Below are 16,891 nucleotides of genomic sequence, written 5' to 3' on the forward strand. Positions count from 1 at the left end.
GCGCTCACGCCGTCTCGCTCGTTCGATTGGCGATCTTGGCCTGGAGGATGACGACCACCAGGAGGAAGAGGCCGCGGATGACGGATTGCCAGTAGGCCGACAGCGAGATGACGCCGAGGCCGTTCTCGAAGTTGAGCACGTTGAAGACCATGCCGAGCAGCAGCACGCCGGCAAGCGTCGCGCCGACCGAACCGGCGCCGCCGGTCAGCAGCGTGCCGCCAACGACGACGGAGGCGATGGCGAAGAGCTCCCAGCCCACGCCTTCTGTCGGCTGGCCGGCGCCGAACTGGGCGGCGAGGATCGTGCCGGCGAGCCCGGCCAGCAGCCCGGAAACGGCGTAGACGCAGAAGACCGTGCGCCGCACCTTCAGACCCATCAGGAGCGCCGTCGCCTCGCCATCGCCCACCGCCAGAACATGCCGGCCGGCCGGCAGGCGTTCGAGGAACAGCCAGCCGAGCACGAAGGCAAGGAGGGCGATCCAGGCGGGGATCGGGAAGCCCAGGAGATCATCCTGGCCAAGCATGGTGAAGGCGGTGTCGTAGGAGACCGAAACGGACTGGTTGTCGGCCAGGAGAAGCGCCAGGCCGTAGGAGGCGAGCATGGCGGCAAGCGTTGCGATGAAGGGCTGGATGCGCATGCGGGTGATGACGATCCCGTTCAGCGCCCCGAAGGCGAGCCCGGCCGCCATGCCGGCCAGCAGCCCCGCCGCCCAGCCATAGGGCGAGGCAAAGGCCGAGACCACCGAGGCCAACGCCGCCACCCCGCCGACCGAGAGATCGATGCCGCCGGTGATGATGACGAAGCACATGCCGAGCGCGATCAGCGCAAACATGGAGTTGTAGCGCAGGAAGCTCAATATGTTGAAAGGCGAGAGGAAGTTGTCGTAGCGCAGCGTGGCGAAGAGGATGAGCGCGGCCAGCGCCACCAGGACGCCGAGGCGCGCCAGATCGCCGGAGGTTTTCGGGCGGAGAAAGGCGGGGATCATCGCGGGGCTCCTGAGCCTGTCCAGACGAAGCGGGATCGCCTCGTCGTCGGATCATGCGGAAAACAAAAGAATGAGACCGAGAGCGGCGAAGCGGCGTTCGCCCCGCCCGGTCTAAGTACGGTCTGCGCGCTGTTGGACATAGACGGCGAGGATGATCAGCCCGGCCTTGACGACGAGCGCTGCCGCATCCGGCACGCCATTGGCGAGCAGCGTGTAGCGCACCAGCTGGATCACCAGTGCGCCGATGAGCGTGCCCACGATGTTGGCGCGCCCGCCCGTCAGCAGCGATCCGCCGACGGCCACAGCGGCGATCGCATCCAGCTCCATGCCGAGGCCGACGAGATTGGCGTCGCTGGCCGAGTTGCGCGCCACCACGACAAGGCCCGCCAGCCCGGCCAGGCCGCCGGAGATGATATAGACGAGGCACTTGACCCGCCGCACCGGAATGCCGGCAAGCCGCGCCGCGCGCTCATTGCCGCCGACGGCGAGGATCTGCCTTCCGAACATGGTGTAGCGGATCAGCGCCCAGGCAAGCGCGGCCACCACCAGCATCAGCGCCACCTGTGCCGGAATGCCGGCCACATGGCCCATGGCGATCCACTGGAAGCCAGGGTTCTTGAACACCTGCAGATTGCCGTTGGTGATGACCTGCGCAATGCCGCGCCCGGCGATGAACAGCACCAGCGTGGCGACGATCGGCTGGATCGCATAGCGGGTGACCAGGAGCCCGTTGAACCAGCCGAACGCCATGGTGATCAGGATCGGCAGGAGGAAGGCCAGGGTCAGGCTCAGCACCGGGTTGTCGATCGGCAGCAGGGTTCCCAGGAAGATCATCGGCGCCACGGCCCCGGCGATCGCCATCAGCGAGCCGACGGAGAGATCGATGCCGCCGGTGGCGATCACCAGCGTCATGCCGGTCGCGACGATGACGATAGCGGCCACCTGGGTCAGATTGACGTTCAGCGTCTGCCAGGACAGGAAGTTCGGCGTCACCACCAGATTGAACAGGATCAGCAGCGCCAGGGCCGAGATCGTGCCGTAGCGGCTGGCGAGCTGAAGGGCGGAAAGACGGCGGCGCTCGGCCACCGGCGCGGGGGAGGTCTCGGTTACGGTCATCGCGGATCTCCTGGGGCGTCCGTCTCCTGATGCGCCATGGCGGCCAGCAGCGCCTTTTCCGACATGGCCTCGCGCGGCAGAACGGCGACGGAGCGGCCGTCGCTGAGCACGGTGATGCGGTCGGCGGCGGCCAGCAGCTCCTCCAGCTCGGAGGAAATCATCAATACGCTCAAGCCTTCGTCGGCAAGTGTGCGCAGCAGCTTGAGGATTTCGGATTTGGCGCCGATGTCGATGCCCCGCGTCGGCTCGTCGACGATCAGCACTTTCGGGTCGGTGCAGAGCCAGCGGGCAAGCAGAACCTTCTGCTGGTTGCCGCCGGACAGCTCCTTGATCGGCTGGTCGGGCGAGGCGCATTTGATCCGGAGGGCGGCGATGAAATGCTTGACGATCGCATCCTCGCGCGCCCGGTCGACAATGCCGGCCTTGCGCAGCCGTGGGAGCAGGGCGAGCGTCATGTTCTCGCGGATGCTCATATCCGGCACGATGCCGTCCACCTTCCGGTCTTCGGAAACGAGGCCGATGCCATCGGCAATGGCGTCGGCCGGCTCGCGGTAGGTGCGGGCGGCGCCGGAGACCTCGAGGCTCCCGCTTTCCAGCGGATCGACGCCGAAGACGATGCGCGCGGTTTCGCTGCGGCCGGAGCCGAGCAGGCCGGCCAGGCCGGAGATTTCCCCTTCGCGCACCGTCAGGTCCACGCCGCGCACGCGCAGCCCGGAGCCGACGCCGGTGAGCGTGAGGCGTGCGGGGCGCGTGTCTTGAGTCTGGATGCCGCTGCTGATCGCCTCGAAGGCGGCGAGTTCGCGCCCCAGCATATGGTGGACCAGCGCCATCTTCGGCATGTCGGCCATGGCGCCGACGGCGACCGTCTGCCCGTCGCGCATGATCGTCACCCGGTCGCAGAGCGCGTAGAGCTCGTCGAGGCGATGGCCGATGAAGATCACGCCGACGCCCTTGTCCTTCAGCGTGCGGATGGTGCGGAACAGGATCTCCACCTCGCGCTCGTCGAGCGAGGACGTCGGTTCGTCCATGATCAGCAGCTTGGCCTTCTGCATCACCGAGCGGGCGATCGCCACCATCTGCCGCGTCGCCGCGCTGAACTGGGCGACCGGGCGGTCGACATCGATGTCGAGGTTGAAGGTGTCGAGGATCTCGCGGGCGCCGTCGCGCATGGCACGATGGTCGAGAAAGCCGAAGCGGCGCGGCTCGCGGGCGAGATAGATGTTCTCGGCCACCGAGCGCTGCGCGGCGAGGTTGATCTCCTGGTAGATCGTGGCGATGCCGGCTGCCTGGCTGTCGGCGGGCGAGCCGAAGGCGCGCTCCTGCCCGTCGAACAGGATGCGGCCGCTGTCGATCCTGTAGGCGCCGGTCAGGATCTTGATGAGGGTCGACTTGCCGGCCCCGTTCTGGCCGACCAGCGCCATGATCTCGCCCGCGTCCACATCGAGCGCGGCGTTGCGCAAGGCAGCCACGCCGGCGAAGGACTTGGAAATCTCCTGCATGGAGAGCAGCATGGGGATCCTCATGAAAGCCTTGGAAGGGGCTAGTGGTCTGATTTTGACATTTGCCACCGCTTGCTGAACCCTCAAAAGCAAATGTCAAAATCATGAAGACCACTAGGTAAGTTTATGTTTCTAGTGGAATTTACGAATTTGACATTTGATCAGCGAGATCGCTGCGGGTGGGTATCAAATGTCAAATTCATTCCACTAGAGCCGGCGGGCCCGCAGGCTCGCCGGTTCAAGCCTCCGCCCGGCCGCGCGGAGGCGGCCGGGCAGGGCGTCGATCAGCGATCAATAGGCGTTGGCGAGCTCGGCCTTGGCATTGGAGCTGTCGTAGAACTTGTCTTCGTTGATGACCCAGGGCTCGATCGTCTCGCCCTTGGCGTAGCGGGCCATGGTTTCGAAGGCCTTTGGCCCGAAGCGCGGGTTGCACTCGACGACCGCGGCGATCTTGCCTTCGGCCACCAGGCCCACGGCTTCCTTGCCGCCATCGATCGAGAGGACCAGGATGTCCTTGCCGGGCACCTTGCCGGCGGCCTCGATGGCCGAGATGGCGCCGATCGCCATTTCGTCGTTGTGGGCATAGATCACGTTCGCATCCGGATGGGCCTGGAGCAGGGCTTCGGCCACCTGGCGGCCCTTGTCGCGAGCAAAATCGCCGGACTGCGATGCGACGATCTCGAAGCCGCCGGCCGCCTTGATGGCCTCGTCGAAGCCCTTCTTGCGGTCATTGGCGGGCGAGGAGCCGGTCGTGCCTTCGAGCTCGATGATCTTGGTCTTGCCGCCGGCATTCTTCACCAGCCACTCGGCCACGCGCTGGCCTTCCTTGATGAAGTCGGAGCCGATGAAGGTCAGGTAGTCCTGGCCGGCCTTGGCAAGCTTCGGATCGACGCTGCGGTCGAGCAGGATGACCGGGATGCCGGCCTTCTTGGCGGCCATGACGGCCGGGATCAAGGGCTTCTCCTCGCGCGGCGCAAGGAAGATGACGTCGACGCCCTGGGCGATCATGGAATTGACGTCGGCCACCTGCTTGGCGGCGGAGCCGGCGGCATCGGTATAGACCAGCTGGTAGCCGAGCTTGGCGGCTTCGGCCTTCATGCTTTCGGTCTGGGCGATGCGCCAGGGATTGTTCGATTCGGTCTGCGCGAAGCCGACCTTGTAGCTGTCCTTCTGCTTAAGCGCAGGGACTTGCGCCCCGGCCGCGCCGGCCAGAACGGTGACGGCACCGAGCGCGCTGGCGGCCAGCATGAATGTGCGACGTGAGAATGCGGACATCTCAGTTTCTCCTCCCAGAAATTTTCCGACCTCCTCAGATCGGTTGGAAGCATTTGGCGCTTCACAGCGGCCAACTTGTTGCTAATGATATTAACAGTCAAGCTGAAAATTATTAGCTGCCGCACAAAACTGGATGCGCTGCAGCGGGAGGGGACGGTGGATCACGCAGGGGCAAGCGGAGGCAGGCGCAGCCGGCGCGGCGGTCCATCACGGCCGACCATGACCGATGTCGCCCGGATTGCCGGGGTTTCGCAGTCCAGCGTGTCGCTGGTGCTGAACGAGATGACCGGGGCCCGCATTTCGGCGGAGACGCAGATGAAGGTGCGCGAGGCCGCTCATAAAATCGGCTATCGATTACCCGGCATCCGCCACCAGACGCGCAGCGACCAGCCCGTGCGCGGCACGACGGTCGCCTTCATCGTCGATGAGATTTCCACAAGCCCGCATCCGGTCATAAGTCTCGACGGTGCGCGTGATCACGCCTTCGAGCAGGGTTTCCTCGTCGCCACCCACGTCACCCGTTCCAATCCCGACCTGGAAGCGGCGGTGCTTGCCGCCATCCTGGCCGATCCGTCGGTGATCGGCGTCATCTATGCGACGATCTTCACCCGGCGCATCAGCCTGCCGGAGCCGCTGAAGGCGCTGCCGACCGTTCTGCTCAATTGCGTGGGCGAAGCGCGTGCCCTTCCGTCCGTGGTGCCTGGCGAGGTGGCGGGCGGCTTTGCGGCGACGGCGCATCTGACCGGCCTCGGCCACCGGCGCATCGGCTTCATCAATGGCGAGCCGTGGATGGATGCGGCGATCGACCGGTTGAAGGGCTATAAACAGGCGCTGGCCACCGCCGATATCGCCTTCGACCCGGCGCTGCTGCGCGATGGCGACTGGCTGCCGCTGCGTGGCTACGAGGCCGCGCTGGAGCTTCTCTCCCTGCCAGACCCGCCGAGCGCCATTCTCTGCGGCAACGACCTGATGGCGATCGGGGCGCTGGAGGCAGCGTCGGAACGGGGGCTGCGGGTGCCGGAGGATCTGTCGATCATGGGCTATGACGACCAGGAACTGGCCCGCTACACGCATCCGCCGCTGACGACCATCCTGCTTCCGAATTACGAGATGGGTCAGAAGGCCTGCGAACTGCTGATCGACATGGCGGTGCATGGCAAGCCGGTGCGGCCGATGGTGCTGAAGGTCGACGGCCCGGTCGTCACCCGCGCCACCACCGCCGCTTGGCGCCGCTAGGCAAGACGCAAAACGGCCGGCAACGCGGTTGCCGACCGTTCGAGAAGAGCCTGCTGCCGTGTCGGTTCAGGCCGGGTCGGCGCCCATGACCAAGCCTTCGATATCGTGCTTCTGCGTGATCGGGATCAGCTCGTCGACGACGCGGCAAACGAGGTGCTTGCGGGCGATCTCGGGCAGGGCGTCGTGCCATTCCTTGGTCACCATCATGTCGTGCAGCTCGGCATGGCCTGCGCCCGGCGCATCGACGCCGAGCACCATGACCGGCCGGGCGATCGGCGAGAGATGTTCGGTGCCGCGATGGACGGTGAGGGCCGAGCGGCAGGAAATGTCGCCGCGCTTGGGGAACTTGCGGGTCGCGCGTTCCTGGAAACGGCCCCAGAGCGCCTTGTCCGGAAACATCTCGTGCTTCCACTCGCGGCCGTCGTCATATTGCGTGCCGGGCGCCACCTCGAAGGGGCCCATATCCTCCGTCACGTCGACGCCGGTCAGGTTGAAGGCGAGCGAGGTGATGCGGCGATCCTGATAGGTATCGACCGGCGAGGGGAAGTCGCGGTGCCAGGGCTGGTATTTGGCACCTTGGAACGGCACGTCCAGACCGATCTCGACGATCTGATAGTCGGGTCCGAGCACATTGGTGCAGACATCGACGACCCAGGGGTGGGTGATGAGATCGACGAAACCGCGGAAGTCCTGCGGATGGATCTCGACATACCAGCGGCGTGGTCCGCGCCCGACGGCGCCGCCCGGGCGCTGGATGGCCGACCAGAAGGCGGTCATCATGTCCTCGCGCATCTCGTCCGCCCATTGCGGGGAGAAGGCGCCCTTGAGGCCGATGATGCCATCCTCGGACAGCGTCTTCAGGTGAGCGGCGAGATCATAGTCGAATTGTGCATGTGCATTCATGATGTGTCCTCCTCGACCTATACAGCCTACCGCGACTAATAATTATTAGTCAATGGAAAATCCGTTCCGTCCGGGTTACGACCGGTTCAGAACTTTCGAATGGACGAACCCGTGAGCAGCCAGAAGACTTCGAAGCGCGTGACCATGATGGATGTGGCGAAGGCCGCCGGCTGCTCGCAGGCCACCGTGTCCGTCGTCTTGAACAACGTCACAGACATCAAGATTTCCGCGGAGCTGCGGGCCCGTGTGGTCGAGGCGGCGCGTACGCTCGGTTACGGGCAGAAGAGCTTCCTGCGCAGGGCGGGGCTCGACGAGCTGCGCGGCGGCTGCATCGGCTTCGTGGTCGATCAGCTCGCCACGACCACGGAAGCGGTGAACGCGATCGAAGGGGCGCGGCAGGAATCCTGGGAGGCCGACGTGACCATTCTCGTCGCCCAGACGCAGGGCCGCGCCGAGCATGAGCGGCGCGCTCTGGATCGTCTCTCGAGGGCGGGCGTGCAGGGCCTCATCTATATGTCGATCTTCACGCGCCGCGTGGCGCTCGATCCGATGTTCGAGACGCTGCCGGTGCCGCTGGTGCTGCTCAACTGCTACACGAGCGACAACCGCTTCCCCTCCGTCGTGCCCGACGAAATCAATGGCGGAAGACTGGCGACGAGCGCGCTGATCGACAAGGGCCACCAGCGTATCGGCACCATCACCGGCGAAAGCTTCATGGAGGCCGCGCAGGACCGGCTGATCGGCTATCGCAAGGCGCTGCGCAAGGCCGGGATCGACTATGACGACCGGCTGGTCGCGCAGGGCAGCTGGACGCCGACCTCGGGCTATGAGGCGACGCAGCAGCTGCTGGCCTTGCCCGAGCGGCCGACGGCGATCTTCTGCCAGAACGACAAGATGGCCTGGGGCTGCATGACGGCGCTGCGCGAGGCGGGCCTCAGCGTGCCGGGCGATATCTCCGTCATCGGCTATGACGACGAGGAACTGGCGCGCCATCTCCGGCCGCAGCTGACGACGCTCGACCTGCCGCATCGCGCCATGGGCGCCTGGGCCGTGCGTCGCCTGGACCATCCGCCGGCAGCGGAGGCTCTGCCGCATGCGCCGCACAAGGTCGCCTGCGCCTTCATCGAGCGCGCGACCGTGGCGCCGCCGCGCCATCCCACCCGATAGTCGAAGCGGCGGCAACGGCGGCCGCTACGCCTCGCAGACAGGCGTTCGACGGATGCCGCGGTCTAGCAGGACGGATCGCCACTCCAGTCTTTGAGGACCCCATGGACGCTGCATCCGCCCGCTATTCCACCCTGCAAATCGCCCTGCACTGGCTGATCGCCGCGGCCGTGCTGTTCCAGCTCGTCTTCGGCGAGAGCATGACAAACGTCGTCGATGCGGCGGAGGAGGGGGCGACGGTCTCCGGCTCCGACCAGTTTCTGGCCTCCGCCCATTACTGGGTCGGCCTGTCGATTCTTGCGCTGGTCCTGGTCCGCCTTGTCGCGCGGCTGACCCACGGCGCACCCGAACCGGCCGGCACTGCCCTGACCCGCAAGGCGGCGACGACCGTGCACTGGCTGTTCTACGCCCTGCTGTTCGCAACCCCGATCGCCGGCCTCCTCGCCGTCTACGTCTCCGAAGAGTTCGGCGATATCCACGCCGCCGCCAAGCCGGTCTTCATCGTGCTGATCCTCGCGCACGCCGCCGGCGCACTGTTCCATCAGTTTGTGGTCAAGGACGGCACGCTGATGCGGATGATCCGCGCTCGCGCCTGAGCGCTGTGGCGAAGAAAGACCGGGATGCCACCTCCACGCAAAAACGCGCCGCCCGGAGACGGGCGACGCGTGAATCCTGCCGAAAGGTTTATCGCGCCTTAGAACTCTTCCCAGCTGTCGCCGGCGGGCTGTGCGGCGGCAGCCGCCCGGCCGGAGAAGGCACGGCCGATCTTGCCGACCAGCGTGCGCGCGGGGGATGCAGCGCGCACAACCGGGGCCTGGTTTTCCGCTTGCCGGACGAGCGTGGCGCTGGCGCCACCGAGGCGGAAATGGCTGACCATGTCCTTCAGCCGCGCCGCTTCGCTGGCGAGCGTCGCGCCGGCGGCATTGGTTTCTTCCACCATGGCGGCGTTCTGCTGGGTCACCTGGTCCATCTGGTTGACGGCGGTGTTGACCTCCGACAGGCCGACCGACTGTTCGCGCGCCGAGGTGGCGATCGAATCCATGTGCTGGTTGATGGTGACGATGTAGCCTTCGATGGTCTTCAGCGCCTCGCCGGTCTGGCTGACGAGCTTGACGCCGTTCTGCACCTCGCCGGAGGAATTGCGGATCAGGTCCTTGATCTCCTTGGCGGCCTGGGCCGAGCGCTGGGCAAGCTCGCGCACCTCCTGGGCCACGACCGCAAAGCCCTTGCCGGCTTCGCCTGCGCGGGCGGCTTCCACACCGGCGTTGAGCGCGAGCAGGTTGGTCTGGAAGGCGATCTCGTCGATCACGCCGATGATCGAGGAGATCTGGTTGGAGGACTGCTCGATCTTGCTCATCGCATCGACGGCATTGGCGACGACGGCGCCGGACTGGCGGGCGCTGTCATTGGCCTGGATGGCGACGGTGCGTGCTTCCTCGGCCCGCTTGGAGGAATTGGAGACATTGGCGGTGATCTCGTCGAGCGCGGCGGCGGTTTCTTCCAGCGAGGCCGCCTGCTGCTCGGTGCGCTTCGACAGATCGTCGGCACTGCGGCTGATCTCGCGCGAGCCGCCGTCGATCGAGCTGGTGGCGTCCGACACTGCCGCCAGCGTCGTGCGCAGCTGGTCCACCGCCTGGTTGAAGTCGGCGCGCAGGCTTTCGAAATCCGCATGGAAGGTTTCGGTGATCTGGAAGGCGAGATCGCCGGCCGAAAGGTGCTTCAGCCCGTTGGCGAGGCCGCCTGTCGCCTGCGCCATGGCCTCGGTGCGCTCCCGCTCGATCTCCTGACTGCGCCGACGCTCCTCGTCGCTTGCCGCACGGTGGCGCTCGGCCTCGGTTTCGAGCGCGCGCGCCTTGAGGCCATTCTCCTTGAACACCTGCACGGCACGCGCCATGGCGCCCACCTCGTCGGCCCGCTTGTCGCCCGAGACCTCGGCTGACAGGTCGCCGCCGGCGAGCTGCGTCATGGTCTCGGTCATCCGGGCCAGCACCGAGGCAAGCGCGCGGGCGAAGACGAAGAAGCCGATCAGCGAAAGCAGCGAGACCGCCACCGTGCTGGCAATGGTGATGAACACGGCTTCCTGTGCCTCATCGATGACGGCCGTCACGTCCGAAGCCACTTCCATCACGCCGATGATGCTGCCGGAAAAATTCTTCAGCGGCTGGGCATCGATGACGAAGTGCCGGTCGCCGAGCGTCAGGTCGCGGCGCAGCGGCGTCCCCTCGAAGACAGACTTCAACGCCGCCTCGTCGAGCAGGTCGCTGTCGATCGTTGCCGCCTGCTTGACGAACTTGCCCTCCTGCAGGACGTGGATGACGATCTCCCCGCCGATCTGGCCGGCGATCGCCTTGAAATAATCATTGGTCAGCGCCGTGCCGGCGTCGATGACGCCCACCACCGTGTCGCCGCGCTTGATCGGTGCGGAGGCAAACATGCTGACCGCGGTGCGGCCCGGCTCGATGCCGGCGACGAGGCTGCCGCTCTTCAGCGCGTCGACAATGGTCTTGCGCCGCGTTGTCATGTCGTCGCCGAACTTCTCCGGCGCGTGAATGCGCGCCACCGCCTCGCCCTTGGCGTTAACCGCCGTGATCAAGGTGATGCCACCCTGCTTGACGATCGACGGCATGGCGGCTCCATAACGCGCGACGAGGGCGTCGCGGGCATTGCTCTCGATGAGCCCGGCCATGTCCGGTTCGCCGGCAAGCGCCAGCGCCAGGGCGGCCGTGCTGCGGCGCTGGCCGTCCATGTCTGTCTCGATCAAAGCCAGATCCGCCGCCGCCTCCCGGCTGACCGTATCCGCCGTGGAGGCGGATTGCCGGTACCAGGCGATCGCGCCGATCGTCATCGAAGAAAACAAAACGGCGGCAAAGCCGTAAGCGGTGATCTTGATCCAGAGTGGATGTTTTACGGTTGCGTTCGCCACGGACTGCCTGCTTGTCATCAAGGAAAGTCCGTAAGTTGAATAAAACATTTGAAGATCGGGTTAAGCAAAAACTACCTATTCTGCGCGATATCGGCGGCGAGAACCTGCCCTTGGAGGCTGCCTTTGCGCGCCTTACATCTTGAAGCGGTACCCGCAAGATACTCCGCATCGAACAAAGCATCGGCGCAAGCATGATGCGTGCAAGCGTTTCAATTACAGATGTTTTTCCTTGCCCCCGCACATCGGCTCGGCAAGCATTGCGCGTGTGGCGGGTTGGTCGAACAGGTCGATCAGCCAGTCCAGGAACACCCGAAGCCGGGGTGCGAGATGACGGTTTTGGGGGTAGAGGGCCCAGACCGGGACCGGTGGCGGGGCGAAGGCCTCGAGGATCGGCACCAGGTCGCCGGCCGCGATCGGCGCCCGCACGCGGTAGCGCGGCACCTGGAAGAGGCCGAAGCCTGCCAGGCCGGCTGCCGTATAGAGCTCCGCCCCGCGCACCAGCACGTCATGCGGCAGCGCCACCTCCTTGACCCGTCCGTCGATCGTAAAATCGAGCGGATAGGCGCGGCCGGTGGCGGCGGCGGAATAGCCGACCATGCGGTGGCCGGGCAGATCGTCCGGCGTTTGCGGCGTGCCCTGCCGCTGCAGATAATCGGGGCTGGCGAGCGTTGCCTGGGGCAGGAGCGCGATGCGCCGCCCGATGAGCGAGGGCACGGCCGGGTCTCCCGCACGAACCACGCAGTCCACACCCTCCGCAACCAGATCGACCAGCCGGTCGCCCTCGCTCAAGGACAGGGCGATCCCGGGGTAGCGGCGGACGAAGTCCGGCAAGGCGGGGAGGATGAAGAAGCGGGCGATCGTGCCCTGCAGGTCGACGCGCAGCGGGCCCTGCGGCGCGCTTTGGCGAAACGCCGTTTCGATCTCCTCGAGATCGGCCAGGAGGCGCAGGCAGCGGTCGCGGTAGAAGAGGCCGTCCAGCGTCGGCCGCACGGCGCGCGTCGTGCGCTCCAGCAAGCGCACGCCGAGGTCACGCTCCAGCCTCTGGATGGCGTGGGTGGCGGTCGGGCGGGGGATTTGCAGGTCGCGCGCCGCCTGCGCGAAGCTGCCGCGCTCCACGATCCGCACGAAAAGCCGCATGATGTCCAGTCGATCCATGCGGGGTGGTTTAGGCGATTGTTGCCGATTTTGAAATGATGAAGTTGCACTGCCGCAGCTACCGGGTCTTTGCGCAAACAATTAGGTTCAGAAGGCAGGGCGGTTGATCCTCCTTTCCGGATGGGCCGGCTTTTCCTGGCCGAATGGGAGGGGAAAGGGCCACAGATCCGCTCCTGCAATCCGGCTGGTCCGCACGGTCAGTCGGGCTAGGCAGAAGGAGAGACTGAAATGAGCGAGATGGACAAGAAGGTTGCGATCGTCACCGGCGCATCACGCGGGATCGGCGCCGCCATTGCCAGGCGGCTTGCGGCCGATGGGCTGCGGGTGGTCGTCAACTATGCAGGCAGCGCCGAGGCGGCCGCCTTGGTGGTCGAGGAGATCGCGGCGGCTGGCGGCGAGGCGAGGGCGATCAAGGCCGATGTCAGCGACACGGCGGCCATGCGCGCTCTTTTTGATCAGGCGGAGACGGCCTTTGGCGGCGTCGACATGCTGATCAACAATGCCGGCATCCTGTCGCTGGCCCCGCTGTCGGAAATGACGGATGATGCCTTCGACCGGATGGTGTCGATCAACCTCAAGGGCACATTCAACGGACTGCGCGAAGCGGCCAAGCGTCTTCGCAATGATGGCAGGATCGTCAACTTCTCGAGCAGCGTCGTCGGTCTCTATCCGCCGACCTATGGTGTCTATGCGGCCACCAAGGCGGCCGTCGAGGCCATGACCCATGTGCTCGTCAAGGAACTCGGGCCCCGTCGGATCACCGTCAACACGGTCGCTCCCGGCCCGGTCGCCACCGAGCTGTTCTTCAACGGCAAGGACGAAGCGACGCTCAACCGCCTGCGCAGCATGATCCCGCTCGGCCGCTTCGGCGAAGTGGACGATATTGCGCGTGTTGTCTCCGCCCTTGTCGGGCCGGATGGCGGCTGGATCAACGGGCAGACCATCCGCGTCAATGGCGGCGCCATCTGACACGGCCTCCGGGCGCCGGCACCGGCCGGCTCCCTCCATCTTCCACACAGGCTTCAACCCCAGATCCGGCGCGGCCGGAAAGGATTTCCCATGCCCTTCGTCAATTTCAAACTGCCGGAAGGCGCGCTCAGCCGCGCGCAGAAGGAAGAGCTCGTCCACCGCACGACCGATATGATGGTCGGCTATTTCTCCGAGGCCGCCCGGCCGCACACCATGGTGCTGATCGAGGATATCGCCGATGGCGGCTATGCCCGGGCGGATGAGGTCTTCACCGTCCCCGACGCCTATCGCGCCCGCGACTGAGCGCCGCCCGGCCGCCGTCAGCCCTGCAGGGCGGCGGCATCGAGCGGGCAGTCGATCTCGAACCGCAGGCCGCCGACATCGTAGAACAGCCGGGTCTCGCCCTGGAAATAGGCCTGCAGCGAGCGCTCGATCATTGTCGAGCCGAAACCGCGCCGGGCCGGCGGGCTGACCGGCGGCCCGCCGATCTCCTGCCAGACAAGGTGAAGCCGCGGTGCCGCCTCGCTCTCTTCGCTCACCGACCAGTGCAGCGAAACATAGCCGCTCTCGGTCGAGAGGGCCCCGTATTTCGAGGCATTGGTGGCAAGCTCGTGCAGAGCGAGCGCAAAGGCAAGCGCGCCATTGGCGCGAAGGGTCAGCGGCGGGCCGGACAGGCGGATCCGCTCGCCGATCGTTCCGTGATGGCCGAGCACGGACTGCACCATCGCCTCCAGCCCGGCAGACGACCAGGAGCTGGCGGTCAGAACCGAGGTCGCTTCGCCGAGCGCCACCAGCCGAGCGGAGAGCGCACGGTTGGCGCTAGCCAGATCGTCCGCCTGGCGGAGTGTCTGCGAGGCGACCGACTGGACGACGGACAGCACGTTCTTCAGCCGGTGGCTGAGCTCGTCGTTCAAGAGTTTCTGCTGCGCTTCCATCCGTTTCTGGTCGCGATAATCCCGCGTAACCGTGCCATAGCCGATCAGCGATCCGTCGCTGGCGGTGACGGGGAAGAGCGTGCAGAGAACGGGGATCGCTTCGCCGGTCCCTGCATGTCGGAACAGGCGCTCGCCGGACCAGCTGCCCTCGGCGGCGACGCTGCCGAGCAGCGCCTCCTGCGACTGCCCGCCTTGCTCTGGAGCAAAGAAATCCTCGAGCCGGATCGTGCCGAACGCGCTTTTGTCGAGGCCGAGCAGCTGGAGCGCGGCGTCATTGAGGAAGAAGACGGTGCCGCCGGCATCGGCCAGGCCGATGAAGTCGGTCGTGGTTTCGACGATGCGGCTCAGCCTGCGGCGCTCCGCCTCGTCGGCCCGGGACAGCGTGATGTCACGCGAAACGGAGAGGATCCGCTCCGCCCGTCCGTCCGGTCCGGGGATGGGCGTGACGGCCGCGTCCCACCAGCGCAGCGTGCCATCCAGGGTGGGCGCCTGACCGATGAAGTGGCTGGAGCCGCCATCGCGCGCCCGCGCCAGCGCGGCGCGCGCCTTGTCGTGCTCGGCCGTTCCCCAGAAATCCAGCCAGGGTCTGCCCACGACCAAAGCCGGATCGTCGATCTGCATCGTCCGCAGGCCGCCCTCGGACATGAAGCGGATCGTGCCGTCCCGATCGACCACCTCGATGCAGTCGGTCGAGCTTGCCAGGATGCTGGCCAGAAAGCTTTCGCGCTCGCGCAGCGCCTCGTTCGTGCGGGCATGATCCTCGGCCAGCTTGGCATGGCGGGCGAAGGCGTTGCGCAGACCCGCCGAGACAATGCCCAGCACGAGTGTGATGACGAGGAAGAGCAGCGTGCCGCCCCATTGCGGCATGGTCATCCAGGTGGGATTGCTCGCCTGACCGAGCGTCAGGCTTGCGGTGATGACCGAAAGCAGGCTTGCGAAGATGGCGGCCTCCCGGCCGATCAGCAGCCCGGCCGCGACCACGGCCGGGATGAACAGCATCCAGGGCGCGACCGAGGTGACGAAATAGACCCGGATCACCGCGACGAGCGCCACCGCCACGACGATCGCCGCAAAGCCTTGAAGCGGCTTGACGGGATGCGCCAGCGACCAGACGAGCAGCCGGTCGAGCCAGGCGGAGGATCGGTGTTGACGCATTCAGTCCACATGCCTTTCACGCCTGAGGAGTGTGCAGCGTTCCCGAAAGGGATTCGCACGCCGCCCATGATCACCGCGCGCGGAACAGGTAATCAACCCCTTACGCCTTGCGCCAGGCTGCCGCCGCTTCTGTAAGCATATCTGCAGGTTGTGAAGGAACGAGAGAAGGCGCTGCGGCGTTGTTAGCGGTCATCATAAGGACGTCATCATGACCGGAACCGCTCCCATCCGCTTTTCACCCAGCCTCGAGACCATCGATCCCGACGAGACGGAGGTCGTTGCCGGCCTGAACGAGGCCTTCGACACGATCCTTCAAAGAACGGCCGAGGACTACGGCCATGCCGTCCGCTCCGTTCATGCCAAATCCCACGGCATTCTGAAGGGGACGATGGAGGTGCATGACGGCCTGCCGCCCGAGCTGGCGCAAGGGCTCTTTGCGAAGCCCGGCCGCTACACGGCCTTCCTGCGCATGTCGACCAATGCCGGCGATATCCTACCCGACACGATTTCCCTGCCACGCGGCCTGGCGATCAAGATCGTCGGGGTCGAAGGCGAGCGCCTTGCCGGTGCGCACGGCGTGTCGCAGGACTTCGTGATGGTGAACGGGCCGGTCTTTCAGGCCAAGACGGCCGACAAGTTCCTGAAGAACCTCAAGCTTCTCGCCAAGACGACCGACCGCATGGAAGGCACGAAGGTGGTGATGTCGAGCGTGCTGCGCGGCGTGAACACGGCGCTGGAAGCGGTCGGCCTGTCGAGCTCGGCGGTCCAGTCGCTCGGCGGCGCGCCGAATGTCGATCCCTTGGGCGAGACCTATTTCAGCGTCACACCCTTTCGCTATGGAGACCATGTCGCGAAGTTTCGCGTCAAGCCTGTTTCCCCGGACCTGACCCGGCGCACGGGAACGATCATCGATACCAGCGCCAGCGAGGATGCGATCCGCGAGACCGTGCAGGCCGAGATGCGCGACACGCAGGCGGTCTGGGAGTTCCAGGTCCAGCTCTGCCGGGACCTCGAAGCCCAGCCGATCGAGGATCCGACGGTGGAGTGGAAGGAGGAGGACGCCCCCTTCCTGACCGTCGCCACGCTCGCCGCGGCGCCCCAGGACAGCTGGAGCCCGGAGCAGGTGCAGAAAGTGAACGAGGAGATGCGCTTCAGCGTCTGGACCGGCCTTGCCGCCCACCAGCCCCTCGGCAACATCAATCGCGCCCGCCGCGAGCCCTATGAGCATTCCGCCGGTTTCCGCGCCCGGTTCAACGGCTGCCCGATCCTCGAGCCGCAAGGCTGACGCGGCGGGACAGGCTTAAAACCCGACCGAAGGGGCACCGGCACCGGAGTGTGTTGGTGCCCCTTTTGGTTGATACCGTTCATTCTTTACTCTTGAAGCTGCATTTTCGCTCAATCTGGGCGATGGCGTCCGTTTGCCCGAGTGTTAGAAACAGACCGATCGTCTGCGCGTGGAACCAGTTCGGCAGCCGATCTGGCTCTACCCCAATTTTCCGGTTGACACGAAAAACCAATCGCTTGGTCAGCACTTTCTTTCGAAAGTAAGGATTTCACCCCCTGTAACCCCCGGTAG

At 65.9% G+C, this 16,891-nt stretch carries 14 protein-coding genes; 6 read left to right on the top strand and 8 right to left on the bottom strand.

Going from position 1 to position 16,891, the window contains the following annotated elements; translation table 11 throughout:
- Window positions 1-4: 4 nt before the first annotated feature.
- From U8330_RS06030 to U8330_RS06045, 4 genes are all read right to left on the bottom strand, one after another.
- Window positions 5-985: an ABC transporter permease gene (locus U8330_RS06030; RefSeq protein WP_323104237.1), complete on the bottom strand. Its 981-nt coding sequence runs from the start codon at window positions 983-985 to the stop codon at window positions 5-7.
- Between the two features lie 111 nt (window positions 986-1,096).
- Window positions 1,097-2,101: an ABC transporter permease gene (locus U8330_RS06035; RefSeq protein ID WP_323104238.1), complete on the bottom strand. Its 1,005-nt coding sequence runs from the start codon at window positions 2,099-2,101 to the stop codon at window positions 1,097-1,099.
- A complete protein-coding gene (locus U8330_RS06040) occupies window positions 2,098-3,612 on the bottom strand; it encodes a sugar ABC transporter ATP-binding protein (protein WP_323107194.1) in 1,515 nt (504 codons plus the stop codon). The genes U8330_RS06035 and U8330_RS06040 overlap by 4 nt, the downstream gene beginning before the upstream one ends.
- Window positions 3,613-3,891: 279 nt before the next feature.
- Entirely contained in the window at window positions 3,892-4,875 is a 984-nt protein-coding gene (locus U8330_RS06045; RefSeq protein ID WP_323104239.1) for an ABC transporter substrate-binding protein, read from the bottom strand.
- 219 nt (window positions 4,876-5,094) lie between these two features.
- Here U8330_RS06045 and U8330_RS06050 point away from each other — a divergent pair, with 219 nt between their 5' ends.
- A complete protein-coding gene (locus U8330_RS06050) occupies window positions 5,095-6,111 on the top strand; it encodes a LacI family DNA-binding transcriptional regulator (RefSeq protein ID WP_323104240.1) in 1,017 nt (338 codons plus the stop codon).
- 66 nt (window positions 6,112-6,177) lie between these two features.
- Here the strand turns inward: U8330_RS06050 and U8330_RS06055 are convergent, their stop codons facing one another.
- A complete protein-coding gene (locus U8330_RS06055; protein ID WP_323104242.1) occupies window positions 6,178-7,014 on the bottom strand; it encodes a phytanoyl-CoA dioxygenase family protein in 837 nt (278 codons plus the stop codon).
- A 111-nt stretch (window positions 7,015-7,125) separates the two neighbouring features.
- On the opposite strand from U8330_RS06055, the gene U8330_RS06060 reads away from it, so the two are divergent.
- Window positions 7,126-8,181: a LacI family DNA-binding transcriptional regulator gene (locus U8330_RS06060; RefSeq protein WP_323104243.1), complete on the top strand. Its 1,056-nt coding sequence runs from the start codon at window positions 7,126-7,128 to the stop codon at window positions 8,179-8,181.
- A 101-nt stretch (window positions 8,182-8,282) separates the two neighbouring features.
- Window positions 8,283-8,774, top strand: coding sequence for a cytochrome b (locus tag U8330_RS06065; protein WP_323104245.1), 492 nt, complete (start codon window positions 8,283-8,285; stop codon window positions 8,772-8,774).
- A 98-nt stretch (window positions 8,775-8,872) separates the two neighbouring features.
- Here U8330_RS06065 and U8330_RS06070 read toward each other — a convergent pair whose 3' ends face one another.
- Window positions 8,873-11,101 (bottom strand): methyl-accepting chemotaxis protein, encoded by a 2,229-nt coding sequence (locus tag U8330_RS06070; protein WP_323104246.1) that lies wholly within the window; start codon window positions 11,099-11,101, stop codon window positions 8,873-8,875.
- A 213-nt stretch (window positions 11,102-11,314) separates the two neighbouring features.
- A complete protein-coding gene (locus tag U8330_RS06075; protein WP_323104247.1) occupies window positions 11,315-12,256 on the bottom strand; it encodes a LysR family transcriptional regulator in 942 nt (313 codons plus the stop codon).
- A gap of 228 nt (window positions 12,257-12,484) precedes the next feature.
- On the opposite strand from U8330_RS06075, the gene U8330_RS06080 reads away from it, so the two are divergent.
- Window positions 12,485-13,225 carry an SDR family oxidoreductase gene (locus U8330_RS06080; RefSeq protein WP_323104248.1) on the top strand — a complete coding sequence of 247 codons (741 nt, stop codon included), beginning with the start codon at window positions 12,485-12,487 and terminating at the stop codon, window positions 13,223-13,225.
- A 90-nt stretch (window positions 13,226-13,315) separates the two neighbouring features.
- A complete protein-coding gene (locus U8330_RS06085; RefSeq protein ID WP_323104250.1) occupies window positions 13,316-13,528 on the top strand; it encodes a 4-oxalocrotonate tautomerase family protein in 213 nt (70 codons plus the stop codon).
- A 17-nt stretch (window positions 13,529-13,545) separates the two neighbouring features.
- Here the strand turns inward: U8330_RS06085 and U8330_RS06090 are convergent, their stop codons facing one another.
- Window positions 13,546-15,315 (bottom strand): PAS domain-containing protein, encoded by a 1,770-nt coding sequence (locus tag U8330_RS06090; protein ID WP_323104251.1) that lies wholly within the window; start codon window positions 15,313-15,315, stop codon window positions 13,546-13,548.
- Window positions 15,316-15,523: 208 nt separating this feature from the next.
- On the opposite strand from U8330_RS06090, the gene U8330_RS06095 reads away from it, so the two are divergent.
- A complete protein-coding gene (locus U8330_RS06095; protein ID WP_323104252.1) occupies window positions 15,524-16,600 on the top strand; it encodes a catalase family protein in 1,077 nt (358 codons plus the stop codon).
- Window positions 16,601-16,891 lie beyond the last annotated feature (291 nt).

It is taken from the genome of Rhizobium sp. CC-YZS058 (assembly GCF_034720595.1).
Lineage (GTDB): Bacteria > Pseudomonadota > Alphaproteobacteria > Rhizobiales > Rhizobiaceae > Ferranicluibacter.